The 19731-nt window shown below is 55.5% G+C and carries 13 protein-coding genes; 7 read left to right on the top strand and 6 right to left on the bottom strand.

Annotated elements, in window-relative coordinates; genetic code table 11:
- The first annotated feature begins 64 nt into the window (after nt 1-64).
- The 5 genes from RIN61_RS18990 (at nt 65) to RIN61_RS18970 (ending at nt 6195) form a co-directional block, all read left to right on the top strand.
- Entirely contained in the window at nt 65-1576 is a 1512-nt protein-coding gene (locus RIN61_RS18990) for a hypothetical protein (protein WP_313853398.1), read from the top strand.
- Nucleotides 1577-1711: 135 nt separating this feature from the next.
- Complete coding sequence (locus RIN61_RS18985) at nt 1712-4159, top strand: acyl-CoA dehydrogenase (RefSeq protein ID WP_252379355.1); 2448 nt, start codon at nt 1712-1714, stop codon at nt 4157-4159.
- A gap of 100 nt (nt 4160-4259) precedes the next feature.
- Entirely contained in the window at nt 4260-4670 is a 411-nt protein-coding gene (locus RIN61_RS18980) for a PA2817 family protein (RefSeq protein ID WP_112251868.1), read from the top strand.
- A 186-nt stretch (nt 4671-4856) separates the two neighbouring features.
- Nucleotides 4857-5396: a fimbrial protein gene (locus RIN61_RS18975; protein WP_207879759.1), complete on the top strand. Its 540-nt coding sequence runs from the start codon at nt 4857-4859 to the stop codon at nt 5394-5396.
- 58 nt (nt 5397-5454) lie between these two features.
- Nucleotides 5455-6195: a fimbrial biogenesis chaperone gene (locus tag RIN61_RS18970; protein ID WP_215521116.1), complete on the top strand. Its 741-nt coding sequence runs from the start codon at nt 5455-5457 to the stop codon at nt 6193-6195.
- 2 nt (nt 6196-6197) lie between these two features.
- On the opposite strand, the gene RIN61_RS18965 is transcribed toward RIN61_RS18970, so the two are convergent.
- Nucleotides 6198-7412 (bottom strand): hypothetical protein, encoded by a 1215-nt coding sequence (locus tag RIN61_RS18965; protein ID WP_313853393.1) that lies wholly within the window; start codon nt 7410-7412, stop codon nt 6198-6200.
- A gap of 110 nt (nt 7413-7522) precedes the next feature.
- Here RIN61_RS18965 and RIN61_RS18960 point away from each other — a divergent pair.
- Nucleotides 7523-8673 (top strand): IS3 family transposase gene (locus RIN61_RS18960; RefSeq protein WP_087535084.1). Its coding sequence is split into 2 segments (ribosomal slippage): nt 7523-7757 and nt 7757-8673, totalling 1152 coding nucleotides; the frame shifts between segments, so codons are not numbered across the junction.
- On the opposite strand, the gene RIN61_RS18955 is transcribed toward RIN61_RS18960, so the two are convergent.
- Genes RIN61_RS18955 through RIN61_RS18935 form a run of 5 tightly spaced genes read right to left on the bottom strand, consistent with a single transcriptional unit; the run spans nt 8612 to nt 18232 of the window.
- Nucleotides 8612-11107 carry a hypothetical protein gene (locus RIN61_RS18955; protein ID WP_313853391.1) on the bottom strand — a complete coding sequence of 832 codons (2496 nt, stop codon included), beginning with the start codon at nt 11105-11107 and terminating at the stop codon, nt 8612-8614. The genes RIN61_RS18960 and RIN61_RS18955 overlap by 62 nt on opposite strands.
- A 43-nt stretch (nt 11108-11150) precedes the next feature.
- Complete coding sequence (locus tag RIN61_RS18950; protein WP_207880049.1) at nt 11151-13955, bottom strand: hypothetical protein; 2805 nt, start codon at nt 13953-13955, stop codon at nt 11151-11153.
- Nucleotides 13948-15633, bottom strand: coding sequence for a hypothetical protein (locus RIN61_RS18945; protein WP_313853389.1), 1686 nt, complete (start codon nt 15631-15633; stop codon nt 13948-13950). Before RIN61_RS18945 ends, RIN61_RS18950 begins: the two co-directional genes overlap by 8 nt.
- Nucleotides 15612-16436 (bottom strand): hypothetical protein, encoded by an 825-nt coding sequence (locus RIN61_RS18940; protein ID WP_313853388.1) that lies wholly within the window; start codon nt 16434-16436, stop codon nt 15612-15614. The genes RIN61_RS18945 and RIN61_RS18940 overlap by 22 nt, the downstream gene beginning before the upstream one ends.
- A 29-nt stretch (nt 16437-16465) precedes the next feature.
- Nucleotides 16466-18232, bottom strand: a complete 1767-nt coding sequence (locus tag RIN61_RS18935; RefSeq protein WP_313853386.1) for a hypothetical protein — start codon at nt 18230-18232, stop codon at nt 16466-16468.
- Between the two features lie 266 nt (nt 18233-18498).
- On the opposite strand from RIN61_RS18935, the gene RIN61_RS18930 reads away from it, so the two are divergent.
- On the top strand, nt 18499-19704 hold the full coding sequence (locus RIN61_RS18930) for a hypothetical protein (RefSeq protein ID WP_313853384.1): 1206 nt from the start codon (nt 18499-18501) through the stop codon (nt 19702-19704).
- Nucleotides 19705-19731: the final 27 nt, after the last annotated feature.

The raw sequence follows: 19731 nt of genomic DNA, 5'->3' as shown, positions 1-19731 counted from the left end.
TGCCAGTAGACATATAGTAATTACAGCCCAACACTAAAAAATACTCCCTCCTGAGATCCAGCCAATGAGCACACCCTCTCAAGAACTAAACCCAGAATGGGTACTTTATGGGTTTTGCCCGATTGACAAAGTCCACCAGCACTGGAAAAATTTTTACCAAGCCCAATCAACAAATACGCTAAACAATGAAATCATCACTACCAAACGAGATCTGGTTACCGGTGAACGTTGGGAGAGAAGTTCAATTTACCTCGGGCCGACAATACATGAATACGACACCTACTTTCGAAGCGCTACTATCCGCCGTCGAGTAGCAAAAGATACCCGCATCGTGACCAGCAGGGACAAAGGGATGCGAGGAAGCACCATCAGAGAGCTCAGTGATTACGGGCCCAGAGATGAAAGCACACTCACCTTCGTTATCGACCTGGACAGCAGCTACCTGACCCTCGAATATGACGATGTTTCTGCGGTAAGCTGGCATTGGAAAAAGACGCCAAAACTGAGCTGGAGCGGCGCCCCCGAGGACATGTTGATCTTTGAAAGGTACTATGCAGAACAGAAGAAAATCCTCTTGACCCGCTTGCCACTGTTGGTGCACAAACTGAATCTTTGGATTTACCTTGATTTCAGTATAAAGGATACCGTGCAGTGGATGGCCTACACATTGCCCTATGAGGAGCCCCCTGCCCCCCTGGCGCTCCCTGAGCAACAAATAGATAATGTCAACTTGATCATGTCCCTTGTTGCCAAATATTATCCCATCGTTGCGGGCGGCACCCCGCCGAGCGATATAGGTTTTTTTCCCGGCATCATCTTGCCTCCCCTCGGTTGGCTGTATACCGAGGGGGGCTTGATGTATCCGGATGTATTCGTGGCAACATTCTCCAACATCGACCCCAACAACATGAGCAACAACCACCTTGGCGATACGCCTGAGCCATTGCGAGCGGTTCCGCTGGCCACGACCATCTCCTCGACCGCAGGGCCACAGAAGCTGATAGCCACCCCGCAATCTGCCAAACCTAATTGGAGCGTCGAGCAACCGGGCGCAGGATCGATCAAGACCATTGACGGCGTTCAGCACTATCAGCCCCCCGCGCCCCTCAGCCCTAACGCCATTGTCAACCCCGATTGCAAGACCCTCATCCCCGCCATGCTCAAAAGCAGTACGCGGCAAATACTCCTGCCGGCGGTGGCCGATATTCTCAAGGCAACCGCCAGTATCGGTGAAGCCCACGCCACCTGGGTATCGGAATACTTCGCTCAAACGCACTATTTCAAGGCCGCGAAACAACTAGGCAAACTGCAACTGTCGATGTATTACACCTCGATGACAGGCAACGAAGTGACCGTGCCATTAAAAAACATCACCTGGCATGTTCTGGCAGGCAACGGCAAGGTCAACAGCCAAGGGGTATTCACGCCTGACAGCGAGGCGCCGTCACCCTGCACGGTGATATTGGCCGTGGATGTTGACGAGACCGAGGCGGATCAAAGCTGGTACTGGGCCATGACCATCATTCCACACCCGTTCCTCGAGGTAGACGCCATGCTCGAGCTTTTCAGCGACTAGCAACTGCCTCTCCCAAGCATCACGGCACACGAACTCCGCCAACCATACTCTGTCACTGTTCTGAGCAGGCCTTTGCAGCCAGGCTGTCTACGCTTGTTGCATCGGCTTGAAGCCCACGGTCACGGAGAAAAGACTATGTTGCTGTTGTGGTTGGCGGTCATGGTACTAGGCGCAGCCTATCTCACCCACCGGCGCTTGCCGCCCTTGCAGATACTCGGCGCGGTGGCAATCTATGTGCTGCTGATGGGCCTGTTCGGCAATGCACCCGGCTGGCTGTTGGCGGTATTGTGGCTGGCGCTGGCACTCAAAGCCGCTTTGCTCATGCTGCCGCAGTGGCGCCGCCAGGTGCTCACACGCCCTGTTTTCAACTGGTTCCGGCGCACGCTACCGCCCATGTCGCAGACCGAACGCGAGGCCATCGACGCCGGAACCGTGTGGTGGGATGGTGAACTGTTCAGTGGCCGCCCCAACTGGCAAAACTTGCTCGACTACCCGTCACCCACGCTGACAGAAGAGGAGCAGGCGTTCATCGACGGCCCCACCGAACAGCTCTGCGCCATGGTCAGCGACTGGCAGATCGGCCAGGATCTGGACCTGCCGCCCGCGGCTTGGGCCCATATCAAGTCCCAAGGCTTCTTCGCCCTGATCATTCCCAAGGAATATGGCGGCAAAGGCTTCTCGGCCTATGCCCATTCCCAGGTCGCGATGAAGCTCGCCACCCGTAGCGGCGACCTGGCCTCTACCGTGATGGTGCCCAACTCCCTGGGGCCTGCCGAACTGCTGCTGCACTACGGCACCGAAGAACAGCGAAACCACTATCTGCCGCGCTTGGCCCGGGGCGAAGAAATTCCCTGCTTTGCCCTCACCGGCCCAATGGCCGGTTCCGACGCGGGCGCCATGCCAGATACCGGCGTAGTCTGCCAAGGGCAGTGGCAAGGTGAAACCGTGATCGGCCTGCGCCTGAACTGGGAGAAGCGCTACATCACCCTGGGGCCCGTCGCCACCCTGCTGGGGCTCGCATTCAAGGCCTACGACCCGGACCACCTGCTGGGTGACCGCGTGGAGCTGGGTATCAGCCTGGCATTGATCCCTACCGATACACCGGGCGTGGAAATCGGCAAACGCCACCTGCCCCTCGGTGCCGCATTCATGAATGGCCCCAATAGCGGCAAGGATGTCTTCGTACCGCTGGACTTTCTCATCGGCGGCAAGGACATGCTCGGCAAGGGCTGGATGATGCTGATGAACTGCTTGTCGGTCGGCCGTTCGATCTCGCTGCCGGCCGTTGGCACCGGCGCGGCCAAGTACACCAGCCTGGTGACGGGGCAATATGCCCGCATCCGCGAACAGTTCAACGTACCGCTGGCCGCGTTCGAGGGCATCCAGGAGTCCCTGGCGCGCATCGGCGGCAACGCCTGGCTGATGGACAGCGCACGCTTGCTGACAACCAAAGCCGTGGATCTGGGTGAAAAACCCTCGGTGCTGTCGGCCATCCTCAAGTACCACCTCACCGAACGCGGCCGCGAATGCATCCGCCACGCCATGGACGTGCATGGTGGCAAGGGCATCATCATGGGGCCCAACAACTACCTGGGGCGAAACTGGCAGGGCGCGCCGATTTTCATCACGGTCGAGGGCGCCAACATTCTCTCGCGCAACTTGATGATCTTCGGCCAGGGCGCCATTCGTTGCCACCCGTTCGTACTCCAGGAAATGGCGCTTGCCGGGCGTGAGGACCACGACCAGGCACTCGGCGAATTCGATGACCTGTTGCTGAAGCACATGCTGTTCGCGGTCGGCAATGCCGCCAGCACACTGGTGCTTGGCCTGGGGCTGGGCGCGCTGGAAAAGGCCCCTGGCGACAGGTTGAGCCAAGGCTACTTCCGCGCACTGAATCGCCAGGCTGCCGCCTTCGCCCTGCTGGCCGACCTGTCGATGATGTTGCTGGGCGGGGCGTTGAAGCGCCGCGAGCGATTGAGTGCCCGCTTGGGCGACGTATTGAGCTACCTCTACCTGTCATCTGCTGCACTCAAGCGCTACCACGACCTGGGCTCGCCAGAGTACATGCAGCCGTTGCTGCGCTGGGCGCTGGAGGAGAGCCTGGGCCAGGCGGAAAGTGCCTTGGACCGTTTGCTCGACAACTTCCCCAACCGCTTCGTCGGCTGCGCCTTGCGCGTGCTGGTATTCCCGTTTGGGCGCCGCCACACCGGGCCGAGCGACGAACTGGATGCCGAAGTGGCCGAGTTGCTGGGGCGCCGCAAGGGCGACCCTGCCCTGGAGCAGCTGTTGGCCGGCTGCTTCCGGCCCGAGGCCGACGGTGATGCGGTGGCTGCGTTGCAGCGTGCATGCGATGCGCTGGACGACACCGCCCCCTTGCACAAACGTTTGGCCCAGGCGCTCAAGGAGGGCGTGGTGCAGCCAGCGCCGGGGCAGTGCCCGATCGATGCCGCTGTGCAAGCGGGTGTCCTTCAACAGCAAGAAGGCCAGCAGCTGCAGGCCGCCGAGCAAGCGCGCCGGGCGGTGATCGCAGTGGATGCCTTCGACAAGCAATACTTGCAGCCCATACCGGGCCAGGTACGCTGACCAGGTTTCAAACAGGGCCGCCAAGCGGCCCTGCCAGGCTTTCACCTGGCCACAAGCCACGTATACTTCGCGCCCGTTTCAACATTTCGAGGACCTCACCATGGCCACCCCTAACCTGGACTATCACCTGCAACTCCTCCAGCACCTGCGCACCATTCTGGTAGCGCTGGGTGAAGCCGACCAGGTACCAGAGGAAAGCCACGCCCTGTTCCTCGAACGCTTCGACGAACTGCTCACCTTGCTGCCTCAGGACCCGCTGGAAAGCCAATACCTTGGCCAGGACCTGATCTGCCAGGTCATTCAGCGCTACCCACAAATTGCCCATCTGGTACCCCGTGACCTGCTGTGGTTCTTCGGCGGCGACTGCCTGCATTTCATGCCGGACGAGGAGCTGGCGCTTTATCAGAGCCTGGAAGAGCGTCGCCATGAAGCCGAGCAACGCGGTGAGCCCTTTGACTGGCACCAGCAAAAGCAACTCCTCAGCCAGGCAGGTCAGCCCACCGATGACTGAAACCTGTGGCGACTCACAGGCAAACGAATGATCCACCACACATGCTGATTTAACTTACATACCCGCCGCCTCCGCCCTCCTAAGCTCCCCGTCCCGGCTGGTTTCACAAGACCAGCCGGTATCGACAGATCCGGCCTGACGCCTGTCTGATGTCAGGCCTTCCTATAGAGAACGGGGATAACAGTCATGCAAAAGTTATTGGTAACCGCGGCCCTGGCCTTGGGCCTGAGCAGCACGGCATTCGCCAACACGGGCAACATTCAATTCAAAGGGGCGATCACCAGTGGCACCTGCTCGATCGAAATCATCGACCCGGTAACCGGGGGCAAAATGGATAACGTCCGAATGGGCAATGTCGCCAGCGGACGCTTCAACACAATTGGCGACGAAGGCAACTCTCACCCTTTTGCCATGCGTGTCACTCCCGGCACTGGATGTGATACCACCACCAACCAGGGCTATGTAACGTTCAAAGACAAATACGGCGCTGTAGGCGCTGCCGGCGAGCTGCACGCACTGGTCGCTGGCGGGGCAACCAACCTGGGCCTGGCCATCAAGGACAATACCGGAACCCTGATTGCCAATGGTAGCGAGTCCAAAGCCTACGACCTGGACGACAGCGCCCCGACCGACATGCTGTTCTACGCGGCCTACCGCGCCTTCGGCATCCCTGTCACGGCAGGCGACGCGAACACGGACATCGGCTTCGTCTTTGATCTCAAGTAACACCGTTCCAGGCCGCACGATGTGCGCCTGGATCCACCCGCTACACATGGGCCTTCACATGAAATCCATCCAACCCTCCCTCGGCTTGCGACAAGCCATGCTCGGCCTTTGTCTGGCCGTTTGCCTACCTGCCGCCGAGGCAGCCCTGACCATCAGTAATACACGCGTGGTCCATGCCAGCGACGCGCGCAGTTCTTCGGTCGTGGTCGCCAACCCGAGCACCAAGGTTTTCGCCGCCCAGACCTGGGTCAATACCCACGAGGACAATACCGACACCGCCGTCCCCCTGATTGCTACCCCCAGCCTGTTCCGTCTGGACCCTGGTATGGAGCAACTTGTGCAGATTCAGAACTTGCCGAACGACCTGCCAACCGACAGGGAATCCCTGTTCTATTTCAACCTGCAAGAGATTCCACAAGTACAAGACCGCAGCGAAAACGTGCTGAACATCGCGATGCGCACGCGCATCAAGGTGTTCCATCGCCCAAGCCAGCTAAAGGGGCGCCCTGAAGACCATGTCAAGCACCTGCAGTGGTCGATACGCAAGATTGAAGGCGTGCGCCACCTGGTGGTGAACAATCCTTCCCCCTACCACTACACTTTCAGCCGCCTGGAGTTGAGCGATGGCAAGCAGACCGAGAAAGTGCGCAGCATGGCCATGGCTGTGCCATTCGGCGAGCAAACCTACCGTCTGAGCAACACCGCCTTGCGAGCAAAGTTGCAACTCACGTTTTCCACGATCAACGATTATGGTGTCGCAAGCGCTGCCACCACTGCAGTGCTACAACTCGACGAATGAAATCAAGGCAACACTTCCAGATCTTGCGAGCCCAGGTTCGGTGCAGAGGGCCACGTGTGGCCCCCATCGAAGCTGACCGTTGCAAACAGCTGCAGCCTGGATCCCAGCTTGAGCGTCTGCAGCCAGCTCTTGGGCACGACCAACGTATCATCACCGCCAATCAGTCGATCCCTGATTTCATTCTCATTCACCTGGTGGGGTCCCACCTCAAATGTCACCGGCTTGGTTGGGTCAATGCCTTTGAGGTCAATCCTGAGCACATGATCCGTGCTTACATAGGCCCATGTACCGATGCGAAGGTGCGCCTCATCGGTAATAACATCGCTTAATTTCAAGTAGCCCACCTCCGCTTCGTTGATCTGCGGAATCGGGTAGTAGGGAGCAAAGGCCAACACCCTCACCTGTCGATGCGGAGTGACCGACTCAACTACCTGACCATCGAAGGTGGTGACCTGATAATAAAAGGGCAACGTTTTGCCAGATTGCATGGCGAGCTTGTCCCGGGGGATCAGGAACTGCCCCTTGACCTCTGACTCTTCCAGGGTCAACGAGCCCAACTCACCGGGTTCCCCCCATTGCAGCACCAGCGTGTCTTGCGGATAGACCTCCGCCTCCTCAGGCAGTACTCCAAACAGGTCGCCAGTCAAGGCTTTCAGATCAAGCGTGAGCGTAGCTCCCGTGCCGCTTGCTTTCGGTAGCTCCGGCCACGGTAACTGCCGAGGAACAATTTCTGCAGCGACATCAAGATCGACGATACGCGCACGGGGGCTCTGGTTGCCCGCACGGTCCTTGATACGGTAATACGCATAGCGCACACCATCCTCGCGGTCACGAATCATCTGGCCGTCGAACACCAGTTTCACTGGTTGGCCGATATCTGCCAGGTTCAGGGTGCGCTCGCCCGCGTACTCCTCATCGTTCAGCTTACGGTTCCAGAAGTAAGTGATCGTGTCACCCACCGCAAGTACCTTGTAATCAGGCACCAGGGCCTCCAACTTATCGCCGTTGAGTGCCAGGTATTGGGCTGTCACGCCGTTGTTCAAGACCTCGTCCGGAAACACCAACATGCCTTCATCCCCGCCGAGTGCAGGCGGCTCGCGGTCGATTGTCAGCTGTAAAACCTTCGATCGGCCGGTTTCCCCATTGTAGATCTGAACCTCGTAATGAAGCGTTGGTCTGCCGTGCAACAAGTACTCGGTTCCCACTTCAATGATCAAATCCGCAGGCAACACTTTCGATGTGAAGGTTCTCGCTGTGTGTACAATGAATCGCCCCTGGTTTCGTAGACACCTCCAAGCCTCATAATGAGGCCCAAATAGGAGGTGCCATGAGTCGTCAGCGTTACCCCGAAGAATTCAAGATCGAAGCGGTCAAGCAAGTGACCGAGAAAGGCAAACCTGTCGCCGATGTCGCCCAGCGCCTGGGCATGTCCGTGCACAGTCTTTACGCCTGGATCAAGGTCTACAGCAAGCCCCAAGAGCAGCGTCAGCAAGACGACGATCAGCAGGCCGAACTGCGCAAGCTACGCGCTGAACTCAAGCGCGTGACGGAAGAGCGAGACATCTTAAAAAAGGCCGCCGCGTACTTTGCCAAGGAGTGCGGCTGAAGTACGCCTTCATCAAGAAGCACTCGACTGATTACCCGGTGCGGCGCCTTTGCCAAACCCTCAAGGTGCACCCCAGCGGCTATTACGCCTGGCTGGCCGAGCCTCAATCTGCCCGAGCAAAAGAAGATCAACGTCTGCTTGGCTTGATCAAACACGCTTGGCTGGAAAGCGGAGGTGTATACGGCTACCGCAAAATTCACGATGACCTGCGTGAGCTGGGAGAGGAATGCGGCCGAAATCGAGTCAGGCGCTTGATGCAGGCGGAGGGGCTGCGTTCTCAAACGGGCTATCGGCGGCGTCCAGGGTTCTATGGTGGAAAACCAACAGTGGCCTCGCCCAACCACCTCGCGCGGCAGTTCAAGGTAAGTGAGCCGAACAAGGTCTGGGTGACAGATATCACTTACATCCGCACCTATGAAGGGTGGCTCTACCTCGCGGTAGTGCTGGATCTGTTCTCACGCCAAGTAATTGGTTGGTCAATGAAGCCAAGGATGTGCAGCGACCTGGCTATCGACGCGATGTTGATGGCTGTTTGGCGACGCAAGCCTCAGCAGCAAGTTATGATTCACTCAGATCAAGGCAGTCAGTTCAGTAGCTCGGATTGGAAAAGCTTTTTGAAGGCCAACAATGTAATCAGCAGCATGAGCCGGCGGGGAAACTGCCACGACAATGCCGTAGCCGAGAGCTTTTTCCAGCTTTTGAAGCGAGAGCGAATCCGACGAAAGATCTACACAACCCGTGAAGAAGCCCGAAGTGATATTTTCGATTACATCGAGATGTTCTATAACCCTAAACGCCGACACAGCAGTGCTATGCAGCTGTCTCCAGTAGAGTATGAGAAACGCTATTTCCTGAGCTTGGAGAGTGTCTAGAAAACCAGGGGCGATTCAAAGTGATGCTTTTGCCAGTCTTGAATTTGCCATCTTTTGTCTGCGTCCAGCTGGTCTGGATTGGCCTTCCCCCCGATGCCACTGTGCCAATCGGGTCCGTCACATCGTAACGCCAGATATGGTCAGGGCCAATTTCACAATATTGCTGGCCCCAGGAATCGAACAGCATCGTACTGGAAAGCACCAGGTCTTTATCCCCCAACCAGTCATACTCATCCTCGGCAATCAAATTGCCCAGCGGATCGAAGTAAGCCTCATAGTTCGTCCGGAACGTATCCCGCCGCGAGGCTTGCGCCGCATCGGCGTCATACCGCTGGGTTTTGACGACTTTGTTGTTTCCATTGACGTATGTCTGGGTGGCCACGCCGCTGACGTTATACTCAATCTGGCTGGCTTGTTGGCCCAGGGTGGAGGTAAGGAAGTATTGATAACGGCGAGAGGCCTCATAGTCGGGATCATCGGGTGACACGGTCTCCTTGACGACGCGGCGCAGCCCATCGTACTCACAGGCAATTTTTACATCGTTATCATCCTGGCTCAGCATCGGTTCACCGAACAATACCGAATGCTGAACCGTTATCTCCTTGCTGGAATCACGTAGCTGCCCGTCCTCCATCACTTCGTCATGATCAAAGCCGATAACCGTCTGAGTTTCTTCAAGTATCGGATGTGACTGTGGTGTCAAAATCTCATAGCCATACGTGGTCAGTGTCTCTTGTTCATTTCGCACAACCGTCTGGGATTCAATACGGCCATGACGCAAGCTGTCCGATGTCGACCTGATATGCACGTAGTTTGTTTCACTCAACAGCCCACCGGGTTCCATGCTGCCCTCGTACAGGCTCTCGCGCTCCACTTCCAGCCAGTACTCGCCCAGCTTGCGTCGGAGCGTCCGATCGAGTTTGGAAACGATACAGTCGATAGGCGTATAACGATAATGCTTGAGCAGCACCCTGGCCTGCCCTTCCAAGCCCGGCTTTTTGCTAGGCGTGGTGGTGGTCGACTTGACACTGCGCTGGAACCCTTGCGGGTCCGGTGGGCAACCGTCCTCACCGTCCTTGTCGTAGTAGGCGTAGGTGGTGACGATGCCGTTGGGCTGTTCTTCAAGGATCAGGTTGCCATGTTCGGGATCGTACTCGGTGGTGGTGACTTCTTCACGCAGGGCGGTGCTGTCGCTTTCCAGCCGCCAGCGCTGGGTCACGGTGTAGGGCTGCTGGAAGTTGTTCAGCTGATACTCGAAACCGACGTTCGGGATTTCGTGGTAAACCGTCTCGGTTTCCTGGATATGCCAGTCCTGCTTGCGCGCATCTTCCGTCACATCTTCGATGACATCGCCGTACTGCGCGGTGGTTTGCAGGGTCAGCAGGTGATGGCGGTTATAGCGGTAGCTGGCCTTGCGCAACTCTTTGCCTTCGCTGGCCTCGCTGACGTGGACTTCATAGAAGTAATCGCTGCTTGCCCGGTACAGGTTGTCCTTGTCCTTTTCCCAGTTCAGCCCGCTGCCAAAGCCCAGGAAGTTGCGGTCGTTGGGGTAGCTGTAGGTGGTAGTCAAGGCCGGCTGATTGGCAAGAGGATCGACCGTGTGGGTTTTGACCCGTGGGATGCGGGCCACTGGGGCGCCGGCGAGGAGCTGGTGACCGGCATCGTCGTAGGTGATCGTCTCGATGCTGCCCAGCGGCGTCTCGACCCGGGTCAGGCAGGTCATGTTCTGCGTCGTGGCGCTGTTCTCATATTTGAACCGCCAGCTACCACGATCATGGCTCGGCAGGGTCACGCGCTCTACCCGACGGTCCTTGAGCGCTACCTCGTAACGGGTTTCGCCGAAATCTGGGTGCAGATGGTAGGTGATCAGGTTGTTCTCATAGGTGACGGACAGCAGCTTCAGGCCGCTACGGTCGACGATGCTGGACAGGCAGCGATGTTCGCCGAACCGGCCTTCATGGCTCAGCTCGATCCAGCGGCCCGATGGCGCATAGACCCGATGAGGCACGGCAATATCGAGCCCGCCCGAGCGGATGACTTTCAGCTGTTCCACCATGCCCGTGCGGTGCACGATCCTGTACTCGCCGTTGCCATCGTCCAGGAAGCGGAAGCTCTTGAGCTTCTGCTCGCTGATTTTCGGTTCGGCGCCACCGCCATCGACATGGAATTGTTCGCCGGTGTGTACCTGCAGCGAGCTGGTGGTGGGGGTGTAGCGGCTGAGGTTGAGGGTCCAGCCCTTGCCAAAGCCAGTGTCTTCTGGCGTCAGGGCATTGAAGGCCAGGCGCAAGGGGAGATTGGGGCCGATCAGGTAGTTACCGACCAGTGACAGCAGTTCGATGCCGAGGGTGTACTGGCCGGTGCGTGGGTCGACGCTGTGATTCAGGAAACTTAAAAAATTGAACGCATTCGAATGGACGATCGGTTGGCTATTCATACAAATAAACTCTGCTCGTGTAGGAAGCGCGGGGCGAACTTAGCTAGTTCACACCCGACTGCAATTCAAGTAACAGTTTGTTGCGCCGATGAGCACCCACTTCGTAATTGAATTGAAGGTAGTGGCGATTACCTTCATTATCTACAAGCATGAACTTGAATGGCCGATCCAACCCCTCGGGTATCTCATAGAGTTCAAGACTATCTTCCGGATGACGGTACGAAAAATTCGACAGCCGAACCAGGCCCACCATAAACTCACCCCGTGCAGGCCCTTGATGGTCTGCAAAATCATCTCTCAACTGAACACGGCGCTGTGCATTCAACCGCTGCAACCACCCAGACAACGTAAACTTCTCATTTGACTCACTGCCTCCCAAGGCAAAGCACGTATAACTTACGCCTCCTTCAGAGAATTGCTCTGACTCCCAGCGTACGGCGGATTTATTGTCATCGGGGCCCAGCACCACACTTACAAATGGAATACGCACGCCTTGCCGTTGCAGGTTGAGTCGGTAGCTATCTTTCGTCCACTCCATGTAACTGAACGTATCACCGTCATAAATTTGACCATTCGGGTCCTGATCAACACGAGTGACCCCGACAGTGTAAGCGTCAACTGAATAAGCCGGACGCTCCACCCCCTGGAGCTTGACCACCCCATTATCTGAGGATACGACTTGCGAATTAAAAGGCATATCATCAGCCGCTCGGGTAAAAACAGCATAGAACTCCTGCGCCAGCACGCTCGTCGTTTGCAGATAGTATCGTTTGTACACCGTAGCCTGTTCATTATGGAGCTCGGCAGCTGACACCGCGCCAGAGCCAGTCAACATTGCATAGCGAGGGTTATGAAGCAAATTGACTTTCCAGGAACCTGGGTCAGAACTATCCTCGGGGGGTGTAAAGCCCACATCGCCTTCAATAATTGGCAGTTCGCTGCCACCCCTCGAGTAGAACCTGAGCGTACTGAGGTCTTCCGGGCTGACCTTAACGTCCGGTTCCCCTTCATTTACCTTCGTTTGAATGGTTACCAATACCTCGATCTGCTGCAGGCCATTGGCATACCCTCGGCCCGCCCCTGTTGCCTTCACATAGAACTTGTCCAAATCCACCCAACTGGTCGGCTGTATGGATTTGGCCGTGCGTGTACCGTGCTCGATAATTGCGTAACCGGTAAACTGATCGTCCTGGCTTGCCATGACTACACTGCAGGACCTTGTCGAAGCTGCGGGTGGTGTATAGCGCCCACTGTTTTCATCGATATGACCGTCTCCGAAAACCTCCCATCTATAGCCGTCAAGGTTGACGCCTGGTTTTGCTCCCCAGCTAACTTTGAAGTCCATTGGGCCGGTGGTGTGTTCCCTGCGCACGTAATGCGGGGTTACCACCCGGGCCGCCGGCCAGACAATCATGACCACGCAGGCGCTGCCCGTCACCTCACCATCGGTAACCTCAAACTGCTGTAGCCGAACCAATGGTAGAAAAGTGTCTGATATATGCGGCGTAAAGCTATTCTCTGCACCTTCCGAGGCACCGAACTCGCCCCATACCTCACCCACCACTCTCCACTTCAAGGTTTTGCCATTCCCTCCTGATGCTCGCATCTCGATCGCCGGCTGACCGAGCTCCCAGACTGCAAGCCGCGGGTAGATCTGAATCGCCTCACGGGCCTCCACCACCAAGGCTGTACCGGATGATTCCTCTCCAGTTTTCTGCCCGTCCACCAGGACCAGTTGCGTTTGCTTGACAAACTCCGTCGACGCCTTGCTGGTGTAAACCCCTTCCTGGGTCATGCTGCCGCTGGCACTGGTAAGGTAGGTATTGGTCGCGCTCCAGTCCGCATTGGCGACACCCTTCAAGGCAAAGGCCTGAGTATTGCCTGCGGCAAGCGTTGCCAAGGCAGGCTCGACTCGACGTGTTTCCGGGGTGTCTTCCAGACTACCCAGCGTTACACCATTTCTGCCTTTCATCTTCCAGGTAAGTTGCCGCTGGTTTCGCAGGCTCAGTGCTTGAGCCGCGACAGTGGCATGGTAGCCACACTTGTCAATGTAGTCCGCGCCCAATATGGCCACTTGCGGGCCCGCATCACGCGTCAACCAATAGGGTAACGGAGCGTTGGGCAACGGCAGGGTTCCCTCTTTGACATCACTGTTCAATTGCATGAACAACAGCACCGCGCCATCACCCTCGGCATCAGGCTCCGCTGTCCAGGGGGCGGGTTGTGTCAGCACCTTCACATAATTAGGATCGAAAGCGCCGTAACCGCGAAGATCCCAGCTAAGCAACTCGCTGACCGGCATCGTCTTGAGCCACTTACCCAAGGCATTCGCTATGACTTGCTGGGCGTAATCCGTGCGCCCCAGGTTGCAGCTGAATTGCTCGGCACTGGACCAGTCAATGTTCACGGTCAGGTAGCCGTTATCACTATCGACAGCAGTGCTCACCTGAACCCGCGCTTGTAGATAGAGCCCCATGCCCTTGACGATGTTTGAACTGGACTCGATCAACGGCGGATGACCGGGCAGCCTGGTAACCACTGTGAAGTCGCCTGTAATCAACTCCAGGCGCGCATTGACCCAGTCGTCCAGCTGGTTTGTTCTGCTGAAGTCCAGCTCAGGTGGCCCCATGACCAGCCCGGAAAACTCAGCCCATTGCCGGCCACCATTATGGATGGCAAAGGTATCATTGAACGCAGGTGAAAAGCTTTGCAGGCGATAGCGCTCAAGAAACCGCTCTTGCAGTTGCAGATCCAGGGCAGCTTTGCTCACGCCAAAGATCGCACCCCAGCCCAGCGTTGAATCAACTTCAATATTGGCGCTTGAACCCTGCACGATATCATTAGCCATGAGACACCTCCTGAGCTGCGTCACCGAGAATACTGTTCAATTTTTCCAGCGAAACAAATGGCACCGGAATGATCTTGTAGCCGAAGGCCTGCAGGTCAATTATCTCCTTGCCGTCTTCATCGTAGGCCAACGTAATATGTAACCCTGCAACGGCGATATAATGCTCATGTACACCTGCCTTCGGCGTATAGACTCCCGTGTTCTCGTCAAGCGTCCCTTTACCCACCAGCAAACGCCACCATACTTCCTCAGGTTGTATCTGGCGTTCACCTCCGGTGAATGTCTTAGTCCAAAGTCCCATTTGCAATGCAGCCGTTTCCCCTCTCGACTTAGCCTCCTGGACCTTGACGAAGTATTGTCCTACCGACATCAAGGGAACAATCATGGCTATTTCGTTCGAAACACCGTGGGACGCACTCTTGATCATCACTTTGTCCACACGCAACACGTAATCCAGCAGGTCCTCCAGAGGAGATGACCAGCCTTCCTCAGGCACCTTAATCTCCGCTTTATACTTCCAGATCTGTTGTACAAGAGGATCATCGTCCGTAACCACGTCGCCTTCCGCATTACCTTCGACTGTTGCCGTCAATGCCTTTCCATCAACTGATGCTGCCCATAGGGTGAACTCGGCTCCTGTGGCAACACTCGCCACCAAAGGGAACACCGAGAGCGGAGTAGCTACCACGTTGACCAAAGCCTTGCCCGTCCACTCCCCTTTACTGGCAGTTACAATCACCCGCTTGAACGTGTGCCCAAAACTTTCGGCAGGCGGTGGTGTATACACACCATTTACGATTTCTCCCGCATTTCCCGTATCACCAGGCACATTTTCGACATCCCAGTGGAATCCGCTGGAGGCGGGTTCAATTGTGAATGTGAAAGGCACCCCCGCTGCGACAACGGGCATCGCGGGCGTCAGTGTGTATTCAGTGCGTGCAGCCGACAGTTTGCCCAACACACACATGTCACCGGGCACCCGCAAGACGTCGGGCTCCACAACACTTTCATCACTGAATAGCAGCCCGTTGAGCCGGAAGGCATCGAGCTCCAAACCCAGGGCCCTGAGGTCTTCCTGCAGCCATTCGAACTTTTCACGCATGTCCTGCCTGACGCTAACCAGACCCTTGTTGTATTCATCTCTGGCTACTACATTATCGCTTCCACGAACACGCTGATGTACGGTATCGAAGGTGTAATTACCCGACCCTGCCTTGAGCGCTATGTGTTTACGCCCGTCAACGGATGTCAATGACCACTGAAAACGCTGACTGAACGTCCAACTCGAGATGTAATAGCCTTCATAATAAACACTGCTCCATCCTGTACCTTGATAGTGACTGTAACGCCCGGTCCCTTCACACTCCTCTGTGGAACCCCTCCAATTCACGGCAAAATCTTCGCCAATAATTTCAGCACGCAAACGCTGATCGTCCCCCGCTACGTATTTCGAAAACTTACATTCAAACTTATCTACCTTGAACCCTCTCCAAACATTTGACTCTTCATAGCCATCTGACTCCCACGCGTACTGCATGCTTCCATTAGTCGCATAGTAGGCGCGCACCAACTCTCCCGGTTTAGTGCTCGGCTTGAACTCTACCCCTTTCAACTGTTCACGTTTGCCAAGCTCATGGACAAACAATTGCCTGAGAATCAGATCATTGGAAAGTACCAAGTTGCTCGTATACTCCCCCCCTTGGGCAACAGGTACATCATGTCTTTATTGGGACCGTCCCCCGCCTTGTTCCCTTTCAGCGCGACGAATATCAAGACCAGCCCGTCTTCAAAGCCGTCGCTACCCCAGACATTTGCCTCGTCACCTGCCTGGGTGCGGATGATGAAAACCCCAGGCTGCAATGCATCCTCGTCGTTGAGCCTCAACTGGCTCAGAGGGTAGACCTTTTCTGATTCTTTGAAATTTTCGTCAATATAGTTTTGCAAGTGCTTCGCGAGAATCGCAGCCTGAATGTCATTATCAACACCATTAAAATAGCTCTGAAGCACGTTTTTCGCACTCATATCGAGTACGACTTCACCCGCCTTGCCCACGCCACCAGTAACCGCTTTGAGCTTAATATCCATCTGCAGCGTCGGCCCAACCAATCCATCAACCATTGCGACACGCATGATTTCTCGCCGAGTGGTGCCCGGCGGCTGTTCAGCCTCGATCATCTTCCCCGATACACTACGCAACTGCAAACGCGCCATCGAATCGTCAATCGAGGCATTGATGAATGACAACACTGGCGTAGTGACCTGCAGACTCTCGAGATAGTGATAAACCCTGCCAGCAACCGTTTCGACCTTATCGTCGATTAACGGCAGGTAAGACTCGTTAGCGTGAAAACGATCGATATAGTCTTGCTGCATTATCTGATTAGTCTTACCCCTGGCGAACGCCAGCACCGCATCCCAGCGAAAGGTCTGAGGCTTTTCCTTCATTTTTGTTATAAATTCTTCTACAGTTTGCTTTTTCATGGTACCTCCTGGCACTGAGCGGTCGCCACTCATTCGAGAATCTGGAAATCCAGCGATGGGAACAATGTTTCGGATACATCATCAAATCGTACGCTCACATTTACGTATAACAGTTGACCCACCTTCAGCTTTTTCAATTCAACCAGCGGCAGCGGTAGGGTAAACTCTATGTTCTCAATCTCTTCACTGCTTACCGGTCGCCCCGCACGCAGGTCAAGTGCATAAGCCGATCCATCTTCTTTAACCCCTACCAGTGCAATAGTCAGCGGTTGCCCTTCGGCTATGAACGTCCATCGCCGTAGCACCAACGTGGCATCCTTCTCGCCCAGAGACTTGATCGAAAGCCCCCCCGGCTTCACTTCTTCACATCTAATCAGCGGATAACTTGTTCGCGGCAACGGTTGTATACGCAACTCCAAGGCTGGAGAGTCCGAAGTACCGTCAACGCGATATCTCACCGGGAAGCGCTTGCTCGTGTCAGCGGCGTCGCGCCCCATGTTGGCACCCAAGGCAGTTGGTGGTACCCGAAATCGGCGAGGCTTGTCAGGTTCATGCTCAAGGACAATGCACTTTCCACGTACCGGATCACCGTCAGCATTCACACTGAGTTTCTCGCCTGGACGCAACTCAAACTCTTCCGGCACGTCGACAAACATCCCGAGCGTCACGTTAGCGGCTGGGATAACAGCACCGTCAGTTTCTGCTGCCGCACCCACCACATTAGGAAGTACCCATTTACGGGGTTTTTCCACCATCAACTGCAGTCGCTGGGATGTCACGCCGCGGCCTTTGCGGGCGATCTGATAAAAGAGGTTTACCTCAAGGTCAACACTGGCACGCAGCGAATCGGGCGGTATCACAAATTGCATCTCACTGCCTTCAACACTGCTGGCATCCAAGTGAATGCTCTGCACCTGAGTGCTATCGGCTTCGCCACTCCACCAGTACAACAGCGCGACATCTCCAGCCTTCACACCCGGTGCTTGCCGAATGCGAACGGTCAGACCTTGTGGAAAACGCCCAGGATCGAGTGGGCCACCGGCGTATCTGTCGATCGTTGGTGGGTCAAGTAGTGCCTCATCGTCCTTCCGGGCAGGGTAGTTATCACGTATCTCGAAATCTTGAGCCGAAGATCTCAATTCAACGGCTTGCCCCTCCAGCTTCAGCAGGTAGTAAAATTGCGCACGACCGCCAACGCGAAACTTATTCTTCGGCACCCTGAAACGCAGAACTTTTCCTACATCTTCCTTTTCCAAGACATACGTATATTTCGTCGGTACTGGCGGTATGAGATCATCGTCTTCGTCGCGGATTTCTGCACACAACGTTACGGTATCGCCCTCGCCCATGGTCTGATAGGGTGCGACCCAGATATTGGCACCACTACCATCCAGTTCGCTTACCGCAATAACTCGATTATGCGATTCAAGAATGAGTGGCACTGAGAGCGCCTGCTCAACGGATGGAAGCAAACCAATGTTGCAAAAAACCCGGAAGGACTCATTCTGCTCAGCGTCATTAATGTAATAAGAATAGTAGGCCGTCCCACCCAGCGCCTCGCTCAGAATGCGATTGCTGATCTTGATTAACTGCCCCTGCGGGTCAGGATCTCTGACCGGTATGATCTGCTCAATATCGTCAAATGGTTCCCCCGCAGGGCTGGCCCCCACCCATCTCACGTGGATTTCATCGCCATCCTTCATGCCGTCATACTTTATATAAGTATCAAGATCCTCCCCCCCCAGCCCCACGACATCCACTTCATGGTCGGCCGTCAAGCCGGGAATATTAGGCATTGGGAGCCGTTCTGCTCTCACAGGCCTACTGTTCGTCGTTTTCATTGCAACGCCCTGAGCGATAGTGATTTCGCCTGATTATTCAAGGCTTCCACTGGTTTGCCTACTGTCAGAAATGCTAGGTCAGCCACCTAGCAAAACTGTCAGGTGCCCACACCCTCTACATTCGTTAACCTTGCATCAGGCGCCCTTATCACCTGCAAGTACGTTATTTATATGCTGCGGCCCCTAGGGCACGCGCTTATCTATCAAAGGAGCACAACCCCATGGCATTCGGAATAAAAAATCCCTCACGGCACCTGCGCTGCGGGCTGTTATTTTCCTCGGTCTTCATCGTTTCAATGGGCATATTGACCCATACCAGCTCCGCCCTGGCTGCGGGGGAGGGAACAATTACGCTCAGAGGTAAAACAGGTGATGTGCTAGACCCAGAAAATGACAGCCGCGGTTCGTGTCAACTTTCTATTCCCAGTGTCGCCGCGGGGCGCACGATCCGATACCAGATCAATAGCCCCGCCTCCCCTTGCTACACGCTTCGAGTTGACACAATAGAAATCGAGAAGGCGCCTTCTGCAGTAAGCATCTTGTTAACCGATGATTATCACTGCTCGACCGAATTGGGCAGCGAACATCATGCTCGTCGCGACCCGGAGAGCAATAAAAATTTCTCCATCGAACTTAAAACAACGCTTGCTGGTTCAACGCTCGTCTCGGAAAGTCTCAGCGGACTCATGGCCTATAAAGGTAAGTTCGTCACCAACATGGACAACATGAACAATCGCAGCAAGGGTTTCAGAGTCGAGAACGCTTCCGCCACGGCCAATGATCGAATCAGCTACAACCTTTCCTGCGTGCAGGTCACCGTTTCAGAAGGCCCTAGCCCCCCTGAAACGGTCGATGTCAAATTTACTACACCCTCAGACTGGATCGACGCCGGCAAAGAAAGCGAAAGCGAAGACTTCGATTGCCCTGAAGGCACCGTAATGGTGGGGCGCCAGCATCTGGGTAATGAGAATGCAAAAACTTATTACAAGTGCGCCAAACTTGGCAGCGATATAGTACAAGAAAAATCCACATGGACCGTCAAGTTCCCGGAATGTGGCTACCGACTAAAAGAGGACGACGACGACGATTTCACAACCTGCACCGACGCCTTGAATTACGACAAGAATAAACAAGAATATATTTATGCCTCCTGCAACCCAGATGAAGTCATGGTCGGGCGCTTCCATGAAGGCGATGAAAATCAATTATCGCAAATTCAATGCAGCAAACTTTACCAAGACAGCAATAAACCAGAAAACCGGTTACAGGTAATACCCTCCAGATGGCAGGGCCCCGTGGCGGAAAGCGAAAGCGATTACACCTGCCCTGACAACCAGGTACTGATTGGTAGAGCTCACCGGTCAGACGAAAATGGCTATACCCAGTGGCAATGCGCGAGCCTGAAAGCTCCTAAGTCTGCCAATTAAGCCAATTAAGCCAATTAAGCCAATCGG

This window comes from Pseudomonas inefficax, assembly GCF_032164165.1.
Lineage (GTDB): Bacteria > Pseudomonadota > Gammaproteobacteria > Pseudomonadales > Pseudomonadaceae > Aquipseudomonas > Aquipseudomonas inefficax.
Note: the sequence above shows the minus strand (reverse complement) of the source record. Positions and strands in the feature narration are given on the sequence as shown.